Here is a 16712-nt window from a genome sequence, read left to right as displayed (position 1 = left end):
GTCAGTGTCGCTTGTGGTAAAACAGAGCGCGCAACAGGAGTTGGCCTGACAGCGCGAGGAGAGGGGGTATCATCATTTTCGGTGCGTCTAAACACTTGAGAGTAGATCTCTTCCCCTTTTTGACGAAGGGCTTGAAGGGATTCTCTAGAAATGGAGCTGCGCTCATGAAGACCTCGAGTTGAGATTCCACACTCATGCGTCACAACCCACTGCACATAGCCATCTTTTTGAAGGACAAACGCCTTTGGATCTTGTTGAAATTTGTTTTGATCAGCTTGCTTTAGAGAGGAAAGATCAATTCCCTGAAAAAGAGTTTTTAATTCTTGGTATTCTTGAGCCTCAGGCAAAACAACAATCGTATGATTGCTGACTTGAATAGGTTGAGAAAGATTGAGTCCGGATGTCATATGTTATTCCTCCCCACCTTCTGACGATGAGCGTGGAAGCCTCATCTCACTTAGCTGCCGCTTCAACTCATTATTTTCAGCCGTTAAAGCATTTATCATAGATGTAACCACCTTTTCGAGGTTTTCCACATCACCGGTTCCGAATAGTGTGCCAAGAGACCCATTCCAACTTTTTAGACCTTCGAATTTCGCTTCGAGATCCGGATTACCGATGTTTTTTTTCAATTGGCTGAGTTCAGCTTCTGCATCACTCGTGAGCGAGTGTGCCGAGGCTAATTCAGCTTGTAAGGCAGCGATCCTGCCTTCTAGCTCTCTATTTTGAGCTTTTAAGCGATCATTTTCTCTAGCCGTTGCTGTGGAAAGATCTATAACCCCCTCAAGTGGCTTCATTTTCTCTTCAAGGGCTGAAAATTGAGCTGCATATCTTGATAAAGTAGCATCTTGAGTCGCGATTGTTTTCTCAAGCTCAGCACATGCTGAGAGCAATGCAGTCTTCTCCTCTCTTAAGGCCCCAATCAACTCCTGTGCGCTTCCAAGTTCTTCTTGTGTTGTGGTTAGCTCTCCCCTTTTTGCTTCAAGTTGCTCTGAAAGGTCTGAACAACTTGTTTCAACTTCGCTTAAGGCTGCTTTTAAAGCAGTCACTTCAGCGTGGAGTTTTGCTTTTTCTCTTTCAATGGCTGCTTCAACGCCTTTAGTGGCGCCCTCTGCTTCTCCTTCGGCTTTTGCTAATGCTTCATTTAAACCTGTAATCTCATCCTGTAGTGCTTGAATTCTTCCGCGAGCTTGGCTCATCACGGCATTTTGATCAGTTGACGCTGTTTCTAATTGATCGACTTTAATCAATAGAGTAGCAACTCTTTGATCAAGGGCATTTGCTCTTTGAGTTTCCGTTGCCAATTGCTCCGTTAATGCACGTATTTTCACTCCGTTTTCATGAGTCAATGTGCGAATTTCCTGTTTAGAACTCGTTTCAACAGCTTTAAGTTTTTTTTCTAAGTTAGATGCATAGGCTTTTCCAAGATGGACCGCTTCTTCAGCAGAAGAGCGCATTCTAGTTGCGCTTTCTCTCGTTGCTTCAGCTCGCATGCTTGCGATCTGAGCTTCTAATTCGGCAATACGACATTTGACAACGCGTTTTTCGCCCTGCACGAAAGTTGATGCAGAGGCTGATGCGGGCGCTCTGAGAATGCGGCGTGCCAGCTCATCGATTGGTTTTAATGAATCAGCTGTCACTCTCCCTTTTGACTTAAGCGAAGCCGTTGAGAAACGCTGCTTTGTATCGATATTCCAGCGAATATCAATTTCTCCTGCGTCCTTTTGAATTTCGAAGGATTCCGGTATCGTTTCTTGAATCTTTGTTCGGATTGTTTCCGGGAAGCTCGCTTTGTGCTCTCGAAAAGCCCTCGTTAATTCTTCAAAATGTGAATGGCTGGGGTTAATTGTGACTCCCATATTTAATTACCTTTTTATTATTAATTATAGAAGTATTATAACAAAATCTTTATTAATTATCATTTTTTTGTTCAACCAGAGTTTGTTTTTATATAACATGCTCATTATTAGTTTTTACCACAGAGAGCACAGAGACACCGGAATGCGCATTTTTCTTGATTTTTCTCTGTGGACTCTGTGCTCTCTGTGGTTGTTAAAGTCCTTATGGTCAACAACCTGATAGTTTATCGAATTATGCAACAAAGCAAACGCTGATTATCAATTGTTTATATTTTAATCTCGGCTTCGCTGAGAGATTTTTAGATTTTCTTGAGGTTAAATGAGATAGGTGCCAATATTGAAGTCTCTTTTCTTGAATAGAAAGAGAACAAATTGTTAATTAAAGTATTCATAATGAGTGAGATGCGCTGAATATGGAAAAGTGGATTGTTGGGAACCTGATTGGGACGGCGGTTCTCCTTCTTGTCATTTTAACCGTTAGAACGTTAGCTGCCCGTTATATTCGAACGACAAATAAAAACTGGACGTCTCAACAGCGCCTCAGAGGGCTTGGGTATCTTCGTACTTTTTCCGTCGTTCTTTTTCTCCTTGGAATGATCTATATTTGGGGGGAGCAGATTCAAGGTCTTGCTCTTTCGCTTTTTGCCATCGCTTTGGCTATCGTTATCTCGGTAAAGGAAACTTTTATGAACCTCAACGGGGCTTTTTTAAGGCTCCAGGGGCATGCCTATGAGATTGGTGATCGCATCTGCGTTAAGGGAATGCGCGGAGATGTCATTGATGTCTCATTGTTATCGACCACCGTCATGGAAATCGGTGAAGGGGGCTCTAGTTACCAGCTAACGGGGCGCAAGATTGTCTTCCCCAACAGTATGCTTCTCACTGAATTTGTGATTAACGAGTCGTTCCTTGGCAATTATCACATGATCGATCTCACCTTTCCTATGTACGTCACGGACAATTGGAAGAAGGGACGCGACATTTTAATGCAGATCGCTAAGGAAGAGTGCGCGCCTTATCTAGATCATGCCCGTAATCGGGTTCGTATGCTCGAAAAAAGCCGCAGCATTGAGCTTCCTTCAGTTGAGCCGAGAGTGAGCCTCCACATGCCCAAGTCCGGGAAGCTCAACATCTATCTTAGAGTCCCTTGTCCCGCTCATTTAAAAGAGCGGCTCTCACAGGTGATTACTACGCGGTTTTTAGAGCAGTTTTATCCACCCGAAAATGAAAATCCGATGGAACAGGGGCTAAGCCCGCAATCTCCCTGATCAAGCGGGGAATTAAAAGACACTCCGCTCTTAAAAGGGGAGTGTCCAAGAAAGCTATTTAAGCTTGAGGATTGGCCGTAGCCGACTTTCCTTCAAGTTTCGTAAAGAGTGCTAATTTCTCAAGCACCTCATTTGATCGGTTGATAAAGGTTGTTAGGGCATCGGGTTTAAGCTCGCGCTGAGATAGAAGCGAAAGTTCATAGACCTGACGGGTCATTGCTTTAGCAAGGGCCTCATCGATCGATTCAATATTAAGGATTGATTGGATCAGTTTACTATTGGTATTGACGACGAAGGTGTGTTTTTCGAAGTTTGCAAAAGGAGAATCACCTTGTTGTGAAAGGCGCATATAATCCCTCATACGGCGCATATGCTCATCGAGAATAATAAATCCCGGAACCGCATCTGAATCGAGACTTTTTGCTTCGACTTCAATATTTTCAATATCGAGGAGGCGTTTGAATGTTTCACCAATACGCACCGACTCTGATTTACCCTGTTCATCAAGGAGGGTTTTTTCGCGCGATTTGTCAATCATGATCTCATCAACAGCCCCGTCTACGCGCTGAAATGTCGTCTGCTCTAATTTACCCTCGAGATGGTTAATCAGAGGGGTGTCAAGGGTGCTATTGGCAATCAGGACGTCAATTCCCTTTGACTCATAGAGTTGGATAAAATGAGAGGCGTGGTCTTTATCGGTGATATAATAGATCTTGCCGTTTGTTTTATCTTTATTTTTTTCGAGATACTCTTCTGCTGTGAGCCACTCATTTTTAGAGGTTTTCCAGAGAAGAAGGGGTTTGACGCGTTCATAGAATTTTTCATCATGCAAGGTGCTAAGCTTGATGATCAGCTGCATCTCTTCCCATGCTGCGATAAATTTTTCTTTATCACTCTCATGCCAGCTGACTAAGCGGTCGGCCACTTTTTTAGAGACGTGAGTGCCGAGTTGGCGGACGGTGCGATCCATTTGAAGGTAGCTTCGAGAGACGTTCAGAGGGATATCGGGACTATCAATGGCTCCACGGAGAACCATCATATGGTCCGGGATGAGGTCTTTGCAGTTATCCGAAACAAAAACGCGGTTACAGAAGAGTTTGATATGCGAGGTAGAGAAGTCGAAGTTCTTGGTGATCTTAGGAAAGTATAAAATTCCTTTGAGGTGGAAGGGGTAATCGACATTGAGATGGATCCAGAAAATCGGATCGGGCTGCATCGGATAGAGCTTGTGATAGAAGTCGATATACTCTTCGTCAGTGCATTGATTTGCGGGCTTCATCCACAAGGGTTCATTTTTATTGATGTGATCGTGGTCGAGATAGATGGGAAAGGGGAGGAAGACGCAGTATTTATTGAGCATTTCAGAGAGGCGACTCTTTTCTAAGAATTCAGTCGAATCATCATCAATATAAAGAGTAATCGTGGTTCCGCGCTCTTCTCTATGCCCTTTTTTAATGGTGTAGTCGTAGGATCCGTCAGAAGACCAGAAAACCGACTCAGCATCCGACTTGTATGATTTTGTAACAAGATCAACTTGTTTAGAGACCATGAAAGAGGAGTAAAATCCAAGCCCAAAGTGGCCGATGATTTGATCTTCTTCTTTGCCCTGCTCATATTTTTGAAGAAATTCTTCGGCTCCGGAAAAGGCGAGCTGAGCGATATAGTTTTTGACCTCATCTTCGGTCATTCCGAGCCCCGTATCCGAGATCGTAATCGTTTTGGCCTCTTTGTCAAACGCGATATCAATGCGTAGCTCTTCATCTTTAAATTGGGCCTGTCCTTGATCTCTCAAGATTTTGAGTTTAGACATCGCATCGCATGCATTTGAGACGAGTTCTCTAAGAAAAATATCCTTATCGGAGTAGAGGGATTTTTTAAGAATAGGAAGGATGTTTTCACTGTGAATTTTGAGTTTTCCTTTTGCCATATGTTGTCTATTGCTCCTTATTAACAATCGTGTCTTATTTTATACTAAAAAGCGCATTAAAATTCAGCAATCCGGTTTGATCTAAGATAATCGCAATCACTCCAAGGGGAGCGATATAGCGAACACAGAAAAACCAGGGCTTAAAAATCCAAACCCAATGGGTTCCGGCAACAAATTCCGATTCTATGATTTCCTTATCGAGTTTCCATCCGATAAAAATGGTCGTGAGAAGTCCCGAAATAGGCATCATCCAGCTCGATGTGATGTAGTTCATCGTATCGAAGAAATTCATGCTATAGATCGATTTCCATGATGCAAAAAGAGTGTCGGAATGGCTCAGAGCACAAGGAATCCCAATCAAAAACGAGATCAAAGCGCAAAGGATCGTTGCTTTTTCGCGAGAGAGGCTAAAGAGCTCAATAAAATTGGCAACAAGCATCTCTAAAATTGAAATCGACGAAGTGATAGCCGTAAAGAGAAGGAGGGCAAAAAAGATCGTTGAAATCAAAACTTGTCCGGGTAATTTTGAGAAGAGGATGGGGAGTGTCTGGAAGACAAGACCGGGCCCTTCTTGTGGAGAAAATCCAAATGTAAAAACAATGGGGAAAATCATCAATGAAGCGATGAGTGAGACGAGAATCGTCATAATAGAGACGATAATGCTCGTTTTGGGAATGTTCTCATCGGGCTTCATATAGCTTCCGTATGTTAAGATGATCCCAAGGCCGACGCTGGCCGTAAAAAACGCCATCCCTAAAGCATTGAGCATTCCCGAAGCGGATAAAGCAGTGAAGTTGGGGTAAAAAATAAAGCGGAACGCTTGGGGGAATCCGTCCATTGTCAAAGCATAAATAAAAAGGACAATTAAGATCGCAAGAAGGCCCGGCATTAAGATTTTAGACCATTTTTCAATTCCCTTGCGAATTCCGCTGAAGACAATGCCGACGTTCATCGCAATAAAGAGGAAGAGCCAGAAAATATTGATTCCGGGTGAGGAGGCAAGGGTTGTGAAAATAGTGCGGATTTCGTCGGGGCTTTTCCCTTGAGTGAACTGGGTCAAGGACATAAGGATATAACTTAGAGTCCAACCCGCAACGACACTATAAAAGCCCAATATAATGAAGCAGGCTAGAGCATTGATCCATCCAAGCATTTTCCAGTTGGAACCTTCATGGGTCAAAGCTTGATAGGCAAAAACAGCCCCTTTTTGTGTTTTGCGACCGATAATCAGTTCGGCGATAAAGAGAGGGAGGGCTATAAAAAGGGTGAAAATAAGGTAGCAAAGGACGAAAGCCCCGCCGCCGTTTTCCCCGGCCGTATAGGGGAATTTCCAAAGGCTTCCAAGACCAATCGCAGATCCTGCGGCTGCCATGATAAATCCAATTCTCGATCCCCAATGCTCTCTTTGACTCATCTAGTTAAACTCCCGTTATTTTGGTATGTATACCGATCGTGATTCAATACTTGTTTTTTTTGTCGCCGGCATCCCCGCTTGGTCGATTTGACCTCGCCTCTGCCTATTGTCAATAGCGCAGCGGCTCGGGTCAAAAGGCCTTCGGCCTGATCGACCATCGGCGCGCCGGCTTCTAAAAATTCCAACTCTTGAATCACTCCCGGTATATCGCTCGTAATTAAAAAACCGCCTCTATTTATGGAGGGGAATTTTCAATGTGACAAAGCATTAGAAAATTTTATTATGATAATCGGAGGGGGAATTAAATACCAAATATTAAAAATGGCGTCAGGGATTTGCCTTTAGTTGTTACAAACTGATTGTTAATGATTTATATAGTGTAGCGCCGGCTTTAAGTTGTTGTTAGTCAATATATTAAATTAATTGATTAAATTATTGAGTTTAGTATACAATAGTTAATTAAAGAATTTAATTTAACTGTAATTAAAAGAAGGGGTTTTGTTGTGGGTTCAATTGTAAGTGGGGTTTTGGATACCGTTTTTGCCTGGGGGGCAGCTTTTTTTGACTCAACTCATCCTGAGGTAGGCAAGGAGGCGATGCGTCCTTGTTCTTTGCATCCCGACTTAGTTGAAAAGTTAAGAGCTGTGATGAGGGAACCCACATTTGTTCAAATGAGGATTTGTAATGTCACTTTGACACATCGGGATATTAGGCGTTTTGACTCTGAAATAGCTAAGATTAGTATTGGAGATACGGACAAATTGACTTGCCAAGTGACTGCAATTAATGCTGCGGCTTTGAAGGAGCGAGCTCGTTCTATTGGTCTGTATTTTGAAGTCAAGTATGACAATACGCGGGGTTCAGAAGGAGATGTCACTCGTCTATGTTTTACTCCTCTGCATTTTGAGCAGCTATCGGATTTTCAAAGAGACGAGTTTAACTTAGCGAAGAACCCATTCGATCTTGCAATTTACGATACATCAAGTCCTAAAGAGCCCACTGAAAGGGAGAAGCTTTTAAGAGATTTAGGATTGTTAAGAGATACGGACTAATCCGAGCGGTGAAGTAGAAAGAATTTTGTTTTTTCACGATTAACTATTTTTTTTTCGGCCTCTTTGTGTGCACTTTCGGGCATTTTTGCAATATATTCTTCAGCCTCATCAAAGCGTTTGTTTCGGGCTAGGAGAAGCGCAAAGTATGCGATGGCCGATGGCATGGAAGAAAGATTAGAATCAAAGAGTTTTTTTGCATATTCAAAGTTGTTTTGCCGGCATTCGTATACAAAAAGGCTATATGCAGTAACCGGAAAAAAGCTACCCCATTCAAAAAGTTTTTCGCTGAACTTCCTTGCTTCTGTTTCGTTTTGCTGTTCAAGCAAAGTGTCCATTATGAATCTTTTCGGGGTGTGCAGGGTATAGATCAAATGATATAGAATATCAAAAGATTCTTCCTCTAGTGCTCTGATAGCTGTTTGACAAAAAACTCTATTTTCGAGTTGCTTGGCTTCATCTGTCAAAGCCTCCCTGTCTATAAGCGCAACGGCTTCTATTATGATGCGATGGGCGACTGAAGAAGAAAGATTTCTATGTAGCGCATAGTTGAGAGCATCCAAGGCGCAAAAGTATTGTTTTTGGGGGGTGCCCTTTGAGCCCACAAGGGATTGATAGCTGATGGTTGGGCCCTCTGTTAAAAGGCGGTATGAGTTGAGGCATCTGTTAAGATGTTGTTTGATGACTAATGACTTTGGCCCTGATATCGATTTTAGAAAGAGATCTAATCTAGATCGATCTCTTTGATCGTATAAATATTCGAGGATTTGTTCGTGAAGGGGGATAATCCCATTTTCGCTGTGCTTTGTTAAGAGAGTTTTCCTACTTTCTTCAAGTAATGTAAGCGCTGAATCCAAATCATGACGGCGCAGATGGAAAGCGACTAGCGGTTTTCTATGGCAATAATCTTGTGGGAGATGACTACCCCCTTTTCTGTAAAAATGAAGTGCTCCGGCTAGATTTCCCTCAGTAATGAGCGTTTCATAATGCTGCACTAGAGCAACTGGACTACACTCCCTTGCAAATCGACATAAGAAAGCCTGTTTTAATGTACTGAGATGTTCCTCGTCAAGCAGCTCTAAATATTTCATTGTGAGTTGTCTCATCAACTTAAATTGGGGAAAGAGTTTTTTAATATTGACAAAGAGGGGAGGCAAAAATGGGACGTATTCCCCTGTGATATAGGGGGTGATTGCATTGACGATCATCTGTTCTTGTTGATTGCTTAAGCTAGGAAAATTTCCGCAAATTTTTTCAAAAAAGAGGAAGATATCTTTAAAGGAACATTGACTTAATAAATGACAAAATTCTTCAAAGAAGAATCCTTTATGAGATTTCAGATCTTTAACGGTATCAGATATAGTGATCAATAGTTTTAAAATTTTTTTATAATCGCAATTTTTGGCATGCAAGTAGCAAACGCATACTCTGATGGCAGTCACACTTATGGATGGGTCTGAAATAGAATGATGGTCAATGAATTTTGATAGCGTTTGCATATAATATTGGCCAAGACTTCTACGCTCGTAGAATAGGATGGGTAATGTCGATAGAGTTTGTTGACTTGGGTCAAAATGAACCCACCGTCTTTCGTGGAATCGTATGATCAGTGAGTTTTCCTCTTTTTCATCTAATCCGTTAATTCTTGGTATGGTGGGAATTAAAGATTTTAGTGGGGGGATCTCTTCGAATTTAAACACAATTTTTGACATCAAATCATGTTGATATTTTCGAAGGGCTCTAGCGCGCTCCGGATCCAATGGCCTATTTTTTTTTATTGCGGCGATAAGGCAATCAAGGCTCTTGATTTCAGGTTCTAAAAAAGGTGCGATTTGGGGGGCAAGGGAAGGGGTTTTCAAAAGTGAAAGAAATTCACTTGCGTCCCTCAGTTGTTTGATCGTGTGCAGTTGAGAAAAAAGAGGAATCGTATGCCGGTGTGAATGAATAAAATCTATGCCGATAAAAGATGTGAGTCTCTCTGTAATACGTTGATAATTAAAAAGCTCTTGAAAAGTCGTGGGATGAGCCGGTAAGGAAGCGATTGTCGAAAGAGCTAGTCGGGATGCGGAAGGGGGCAAAGGAGGTGCTTCACAGGGGACATCATCCCTATCTCGTTTTTCTCGAATGGGTGGACTTGAAATCATATCTGTCATGGGGCGTGCGGAAGAAGAGATGTTTGATGCTGCCATGTTTGCTAAAATCCTAATTTTTCATTTCGGTATATGTTATTTGGTGTAGGCAGGTATTGCCGATTTTGCGACTTTTTTCTAGCATCAGATGGGGATGGGGATCGAGATTGATTTGGCTCGTGTTTAGGGGCAGTTCAAATAAAATGAGCGCCCCGTCTGCAAATAATTGTGAAGTATCCATCACCTCGAAAAGGTGATTGAGATATTCGAGTTCCTTAGGCGATTTTGGGTAAGGGGGGTCAAAGTAGGCTAGATCAAAGGTGTGTTTATTTTTGAGCGCGAGCAGTGCCTTGATACAATCACAGCGATAGAGCGTTGCCCTTGATGAGAGGCCGAGCTCTTTGAGATTCGATTCGATACAGGCAATGGCCGGGCGAGCCTGTTCAATGAGGGTAAGTGATTTAGCCCCTCTGGATAGAGCTTCAATGCCAATCGCGCCGCTGCCGGCAAAGGCATCTAAAAAATGGGAAGCTTCGATGCGGCCGGACAAGATATCAAAAACGGTTTGTCTCAAGCGCTCGCTCGTTGGCCGCGTTTGCTGCCCTTTTGGGGTGGCAATCATGCGCCCCTTTAATGTTCCACCCGTGATTTTGAGTTTCAATCTCTTAACCTTCATAAAGTTATGACGGCAATAGTATAAAGAAAAGCAAGCATTAATTGAAATGGTTTTTATTCCAATTTTGAGTTAAAATTGTATGGGGAATACCCCGCTGTTCAAGGGATTTTCTCAAAAAAAGGAATGATTATGGCTTCAGCAGCCGGTGCAACAAGCGGCCCACGAACTTCTAGTGCAGTTGTAGATTTGCCCACGAGGCATATTTCGACAAGAGAAGAGTTGGTCGATGAAATTGTCAAACGACAGACATCAGAAATAAGTCATTCAGATCTTGCAGAAGCTATTCTTTCTGAGAGGGATATTCGTCCTATTTTAGAAACTGAGGCAGGAAGAGGTCAAATTTTTCAATGCGTCACCGGCAAGCCCTACAAAGGCGTACATTATCCAATATCTGCGATGAGCCTTGCTGCTTTAAAAGGCAATCGAGCTGCAATCGGAATTCTTCTAGAAATTGATCCAAGCCTAAAAGATCTTCCTGATAAATTTCAAAAAAACACTCCCGCACATTTTGCTGCCTTAGCCGGTGATCTGGAGTTAGCGGAAGAACTAGCTACAGTGCCATTAAAAGAAAATGCAACGAATGGGACTTACAAAGATATTTATGATTTAACACATCGAACAACAGGTGACTGTTTTAAAGATATCCATGTTATAGGAACAGATTTACTTCGACTTTGGATTGCAGGGCATTGTAAAAAATCCTGGGTTGCACCGATAGGTGAATCAATGCATTTTACGGCCGCTCAAATTGATAGCTTATTTAGAGGAGAGATAAATATTGATGCTATAGAAGTGAGAGAGACTGAAAAGATGGGAAGAGGGCTATTTGCAAAACAGTGCATTCCAAAGGGAACTCCAGTTCTTGCATATGGGGGGCTATTTTCGATGGATTATTATATGATTAATGAGGTTCTTCCGACTCATAAAGTTTCTGCTGCTATAAAAAGGAAGTATAAATCTTTAGAGGATTCTGAAGATAAACCGAATGTTTTCTATTCCGTCGATGGTACGGGTGGATTAGCAAGTATGATCAATGACGGTATGCCTAATGTTGCGATAACTTCTCATCCTGTAAGAGGATTGCCAATTCGAGGTGTTATCATTACAGCCGATAAGGATATCCATCCCGGAGAACAGTTGTTTTTTAATTACGGATTAACACATTGGATTCGATTTAAAGGGTATGAAATTGATAATTATCCTCTTTTGAGAAAACAAGTAGGTGATTTTTTTCTTGATGAAATGAGAGCAAAACTAGGGGGAGAAGAAGAAATTAAGCGAGATCTTGCAATTCATATTGCATCTACTCCGATTATTTTATTGACCATCTTGCAAGATCGATCTTTATCTAATGAGGATCTGCTTAAAATCACCCATTCTATACGAAATGAACTTGTCAAGCATGTTGAATGGATTACGCCGGAAAATAGAATGTATTTTGAACGGATCACACATGCCTTAAATGAAGTTTATCAGTCACTACTTTTCATTCAGGCTCAACCTGTTAATCAAGTTGAAATGCGATTGAGATGGGCTCAAATTTGTGAAAAGAATTTCAAGCACCTTCTTGATTCCAATTTTGCTAAGAAAGGGGCAGATCTACGGATTATACTCTATTATGGTTTAGCATTAGGAATGCATAAAGCCTTAGTAAGGAATTCTGAAACAATAGCGCGAGTTGCTACTTCTCACAAAGCTGAGCTAGACTTAGATGTTTTTTTTCGATTGATGGCTGCTTTTGTCTTTGTATTTGAAAAAGAGGAGGATGGAATGAATATCGGCTTAGAAATAATGGGGTCCATTCGTGAAGTCGACTCAGAATCAAAATTAGTTTCTTTTTTTATCATATAGTTAGGGAATGTCCCTAAAGCTATCTCTCATCGTTAAAATTAACGATCTCAAGTGTCGATGACTCCATATCGCTCAAGAATGAAACTATTTTTTGGTTTGGTGAGTTAATACTGCTTGATTTCATCTGTCAAACATGCGAAAACAAGTGTGAAAACGGTGTGTTATAATAGCTGTATGTTTGGAATTGATTGGTCATTAAGTCTAACGGCTGTCATTGCCTTTATTGCAATTGGGCTTTTCTTAAGCGTGATGATTCTCTATGCGAGAGCAAAGCTTATTTCGACAAAGCCCTGTCATCTGTTCATAAATTCTAATGAGTCTTTAACGAAGGAAGTGCCGTCAGGGCAAACGCTTCTCAGTGCCCTCTCTTCATCGGGGATTGCCGTTCCGTCTCCGTGCGGGGGCAAGGCAACTTGTAAGCAGTGTCGCGTACAAGTGGTTGAAGGGGGTGGCGATATTTTAGAGACTGATCGGGCTACTTTTTCACCTAAAGAACTCAAATCGGGATGGCGCCTTTCGTGCCAATGCAAAGTGAAAGATGATATGGCTCTTAAGCTTCCCGAAGCTTATTTGACTCTGAGAGAGTTTAAAGGGCGCGTTGTGAGTAATCAAAATGTGGCCACCTTCATCAAAGAGCTCGTGATTGAAGTCGATGAAGCGGATCTTCCCGAATACCGCCCCGGAGATTATTTGCAATTCCATGTTCCTCCTTATAAGACAAATACGAGCGATTGGAAGCAAACGATGGAAGAAAAATACTTTCACGACTGGGAAACATTCAATCTCTTTGGCGTTGATATTGACTATTCTAAGCTAGATGAAGAGGTGATCCGCGCATATTCAATGGCTTCTTATCCTTTAGAAGGGAATATTTTAAAGTTCAATATCCGGATCGCAAGCCCTCCTTTTGTGAAGGGCAAAATGATGGATGCTCCTTGGGGGATTTGTTCTTCCTATCTGTTTTCTTTAAAGCAAGGGGATGAGGTGCAATTATCGGGGCCTTTTGGCGAGTCGCATATGATTCATGATGATCGAGAGCTCATTTTCCTGATTGGCGGGGCCGGCTCTTCCTTTGGCCGTAGTCATATTCTTGACCTCTTTCTTCATAAGAAGGCGCACCGCAAAATAACGCTGTGGTATGGTGCCCGCTCTTTAAAGGAAAATATTTATCAGGATGATTTTGAAAAATTGGCAAAGGAAAGAGAAAATTTTGCCTATCGGCTTGTCCTGTCTGAGCCTTTGCCGGAAGATATTGAAGCGGGATGGCCAAAAGATGACCCGGTCAAGACAGGCTTTTTATTTAAAGCCTTTCAGGTGGGAATGCTCGACACAATGGAGGAGCCTGAAAATGCTCTTTATTATGTTTGCGGTCCCCCGATGCATAATGCGAGCGTGATGAAACTTCTAGACAATTATGGCGTTGAGCGCGATAGCATCATTTTAGATGATTTTGGTTCTTAATTTGAGTAATAAGAGATGAAAATTGCACTTTTTCAAATCAACCCGACGATTGGGGATTTATCAGGCAACTTTGAAAAAATAAAGAATTGCATTGAACAAGGGAAAAGAGAAGGGGCAGATATTTGCCTTTTCCCTGAAATGTCCCTCTGTGGATACCCCCCTCAAGATCTTGTCTTGCATCGCCATTTTATCGATCGCATGGAATTTTACTTGCATCAGATCGCTTTTTTAAGTGAAGGGATCGCTGTCGTTGTCGGTCTCGTTAGGCGCAATATCGATGGAGGCGAAAAGCCCCTTTATAACAGTGCGGCTGTGATCGATAACGGCAAAATTTTAGGCTATCACGACAAATGGCTTTTACCTACTTACGATGTATTTTCAGAAGCGCGCTATTTTGAGCCCGGAAAGCAAATCAATACATTCGAAATTCGAGGGATAAAAGTTGGTGTGTTGATTTGTGAAGATATTTGGAAGCATGCGGGTTATGTCTCGGAAACGACATATGTGCGCGATCCGGTTGAAGAGCTTAAAAAACACAAGCCCGATCTCCTCCTCAATCTAACCGCATCGCCTTATCAATATCAAAAACCCCATATTCGGATTAAGGTGTGCGCGCAAGCTGCGCGAACGCTCAAGTGCCCTCTCGTTTATTGCTGTCAAATTGGAGCCAATGATCAGCTTATTTTTGACGGACTGAGTTTAGTTCTTGGCAAAGATGGTCATTTGATCCACACATGCAAGGCGTTTCAAGAAGATCACTATCTCTATGATTTAACAAATGATACGAGAGAGCCATATCCCAAAACAGATCAATTTGAAAGTTTAAAGCAGGCGTTGATTTTGGGGGTAAAGGACTATTTCAGAAAGCAAGGGTTTAAATCGGCATGTCTGGGGTTGTCGGGAGGAATCGACTCGGCTGTTGTAGCTTATATAGCTAAAGAAGCGCTTGGAGCCGAAAATGTTTTTGGAATTATGATGCCTTCTCGCTATAGCAGTGAGGGAAGTGTTGAAGACTCTATAAAATTGGCTGAAAACTTAAAAATTCATACAATGACGCTCCCGGTTGAGGAGGCATTTACTGCGTATTTAGAGACGCTAAAAGAGCCTTTTAGCGAAATGCAGCCCGATGTGACGGAAGAAAACCTACAAGCAAGAATCCGAGGAACACTTTTGATGGCACTTTCAAATAAATTTGGCCATATCGTCTTATCAACAGGGAATAAAAGTGAAATCGCTCTCGGTTATTGTACCTTATATGGAGATATGTGTGGTGGACTCGGGGTGATTGCCGATGTCCCTAAAACACAGGTTTATAGTTTAGCGAGGTGGATCAATCGAGAGGGGGAAATCATCCCGCAAAGCGTCATTGATAAGCCTCCGTCAGCGGAACTTCGCCCGAATCAAATCGATCTCGATTCGCTTCCCGATTATGGGATTATTGATGACATTTTAGAAGGATATGTTGAGGATTACTTGCCGGTTGAACAGGTGGCAGCGCGCTATGATATTCCTATTGATGTCGTTCTCGATGTCGTTAAAAAGATTCATAAAGCGGAATATAAACGACAGCAAGGGGCGCCTATTTTGCGCGTGTCAAAAAAATCGTTTGGCTCCGGTCGCAAGTACCCGATCGTTCACAATTGGGCCAAGCATTTAAATGAGCCGAGGCCAAGCTGCAATTTTTGATGCATCGGTATAGATAACGTCGCTAATGGAAGCTGCTTTCAGTTGAATTTGCAAGAGCCGGTCAAAGCCGATGGCGACGCCAACGCAGGGAGGCAGGTGATCGAGGGCATTGAGAAACAGCTCATCTAGCGCATAGCTCGATTTCCCCATGGACAACCGTTTTTCATTAGCCTGAGTAAAACGCTCTCGCTGAAGCGTGGCATCGCTCAGTTCATCATAGCCGTTTGCGAGTTCAACCCCATGATAATACATTTCAAAACGCATGGCTTTGCCATCTATGATTTTAGCAAGCGCCGCCTCCTCCTCGGGGAAACGATCGATGACGGTAAGGCCTTGGAGTTGAGGCTCAACGTGCATTGCCCATATCAGGTGGCGCTCTTCTTGGGGGGTAAGGTACGCACTATCTACAGGAGCTTTATAGCGAGAAAATGCCTCATCATAACTCAAGCGATATACAGGTTGGTTGGGAATAAAAATGGAGATGAGATCGAGCGTCTCCTCGATGAGCTGCTCGAGCGTCCATCCTTTGCGATAATATTCAATCATTGTGAACTCGTGATGATGAAGGCGCCCATTTTCTTCCTTGCGAAAGACATGGCCTAAGTAGTAAATGTCAGGAGCGCCAAGAGAGAGAAGGCGTTTCATTGCATATTCGGGAGAAGTGTGCAAGTAGCCTTGGTCCGTTTCAATGACATCGATAAACGCATCAAGAGCGGCGGAGCGGTTCAAAAGGGGGGTATCGACCTCTAAAATAGAGCGCTCGGAAAAAAAAGAGCGCACATCGGCCAAGGCCTTTGCGCGCCAAGTTATAAGATCAAAATTAGACGCGAGAGACATATTCTCCGGTGCGCGTATCGACTTTGATTTTTTCTCCCTCTTCGATGAAGATGGGGACCTGAATGGTTGCTCCGGTTTCAACAGTTGCGGGTTTTAAAACGCGTCCGGATGCCGTATCTCCGCGTACGCCGGGAGCTGTTTCAGTAATTTTAAGCTCTAAGAATGTCGGCGGAGTAATACTGACGACTTGGCCTTTGTAAAAGACAATGTCATAGATTTGTTCGTCAATGAGCCAAAATTTATTATCTCCAATCACGGTCAAAGGAATGGTGATTTGATCAAACGTCTGATCATCCATAAAGACAACGCCATCATGCTCGAGATAGAGCATGCGCATTTGTCTTTCTTCAACATCGGCGATATCGAGCTTGTCTCCCGATTTGAATGTCCGCTCAATCACGCGTCCCGACTTGAGATGCTTGAGTTTGGTGCGTGTAAAGGCTTGCCCCTTTCCCGGCTTGACGAATTCAACGCCGATAATCGTATAAGGCTCATTATCCATTTCAACTTTCACACCTGCGCGGAATTCATTAGTCGCAATTTGTGCCATGACAC

Annotated in this window: 13 protein-coding genes; 5 read left to right on the top strand and 8 right to left on the bottom strand. The window is 42.6% G+C overall.

The window, feature by feature from the left end:
* A partial coding sequence (locus tag K9M07_05960; protein ID MCF7852766.1) for a hypothetical protein occupies positions 1–407 on the bottom strand: 407 nt, incomplete at its 3' end.
* A 3-nt stretch (positions 408–410) separates the two neighbouring features.
* Positions 411–1859, bottom strand: coding sequence for a hypothetical protein (locus K9M07_05955; GenBank protein ID MCF7852765.1), 1449 nt, complete (start codon positions 1857–1859; stop codon positions 411–413).
* A 413-nt stretch (positions 1860–2272) separates the two neighbouring features.
* On the opposite strand from K9M07_05955, the gene K9M07_05950 reads away from it, so the two are divergent.
* Complete coding sequence (locus K9M07_05950) at positions 2273–3127, top strand: mechanosensitive ion channel family protein (protein MCF7852764.1); 855 nt, start codon at positions 2273–2275, stop codon at positions 3125–3127.
* A 58-nt stretch (positions 3128–3185) separates the two neighbouring features.
* Here K9M07_05950 and htpG read toward each other — a convergent pair whose 3' ends face one another.
* Together htpG and K9M07_05940 are read right to left on the bottom strand one after the other, a co-directional pair.
* Positions 3186–5054, bottom strand: coding sequence for a molecular chaperone HtpG (htpG, locus tag K9M07_05945; GenBank protein ID MCF7852763.1), 1869 nt, complete (start codon positions 5052–5054; stop codon positions 3186–3188).
* 34 nt (positions 5055–5088) lie between these two features.
* Entirely contained in the window at positions 5089–6468 is a 1380-nt protein-coding gene (locus K9M07_05940) for a sodium-dependent transporter (GenBank protein MCF7852762.1), read from the bottom strand.
* 503 nt (positions 6469–6971) lie between these two features.
* On the opposite strand from K9M07_05940, the gene K9M07_05935 reads away from it, so the two are divergent.
* The gene (locus K9M07_05935; protein MCF7852761.1) at positions 6972–7520 is read left to right on the top strand and encodes a hypothetical protein; all 549 of its coding nucleotides are present in this window, start codon (positions 6972–6974) and stop codon (positions 7518–7520) included.
* Here the strand turns inward: K9M07_05935 and K9M07_05930 are convergent.
* Positions 7517–9706, bottom strand: coding sequence for a hypothetical protein (locus tag K9M07_05930; GenBank protein ID MCF7852760.1), 2190 nt, complete (start codon positions 9704–9706; stop codon positions 7517–7519). The two genes, K9M07_05935 and K9M07_05930, sit on opposite strands and share 4 nt — an antisense overlap.
* Before the next feature lie 13 nt (positions 9707–9719).
* The gene (gene rsmD, locus K9M07_05925; GenBank protein MCF7852759.1) at positions 9720–10307 is read right to left on the bottom strand and encodes a 16S rRNA (guanine(966)-N(2))-methyltransferase RsmD; all 588 of its coding nucleotides are present in this window, start codon (positions 10305–10307) and stop codon (positions 9720–9722) included.
* A gap of 144 nt (positions 10308–10451) precedes the next feature.
* Here rsmD and K9M07_05920 point away from each other — a divergent pair, with 144 nt between their 5' ends.
* From K9M07_05920 to K9M07_05910, 3 genes are all read left to right on the top strand, one after another.
* Complete coding sequence (locus tag K9M07_05920) at positions 10452–12173, top strand: SET domain-containing protein-lysine N-methyltransferase (GenBank protein MCF7852758.1); 1722 nt, start codon at positions 10452–10454, stop codon at positions 12171–12173.
* 174 nt (positions 12174–12347) lie between these two features.
* Positions 12348–13634 carry an NADH:ubiquinone reductase (Na(+)-transporting) subunit F gene (nqrF, locus tag K9M07_05915; protein MCF7852757.1) on the top strand — a complete coding sequence of 429 codons (1287 nt, stop codon included), beginning with the start codon at positions 12348–12350 and terminating at the stop codon, positions 13632–13634.
* Between the two features lie 15 nt (positions 13635–13649).
* On the top strand, positions 13650–15320 hold the full coding sequence (locus K9M07_05910; GenBank protein MCF7852756.1) for an NAD+ synthase: 1671 nt from the start codon (positions 13650–13652) through the stop codon (positions 15318–15320).
* Here the strand turns inward: K9M07_05910 and K9M07_05905 are convergent.
* Together K9M07_05905 and efp are read right to left on the bottom strand one after the other, a co-directional pair.
* On the bottom strand, positions 15288–16100 hold the full coding sequence (locus K9M07_05905) for an EF-P lysine aminoacylase GenX (protein MCF7852755.1): 813 nt from the start codon (positions 16098–16100) through the stop codon (positions 15288–15290). The two genes, K9M07_05910 and K9M07_05905, sit on opposite strands and share 33 nt — an antisense overlap.
* Before the next feature lie 40 nt (positions 16101–16140).
* On the bottom strand, positions 16141–16707 hold the full coding sequence (efp, locus tag K9M07_05900; protein ID MCF7852754.1) for an elongation factor P: 567 nt from the start codon (positions 16705–16707) through the stop codon (positions 16141–16143).
* Between the last annotated feature and the right edge of the window lie 5 nt (positions 16708–16712).

Source organism: Simkaniaceae bacterium (assembly GCA_021734805.1).
In the GTDB taxonomy this organism is placed as follows: Bacteria; Chlamydiota; Chlamydiia; order Chlamydiales; family JACRBE01; genus Amphritriteisimkania.
Note: the sequence above shows the minus strand (reverse complement) of the source record. Positions and strands in the feature narration are given on the sequence as shown.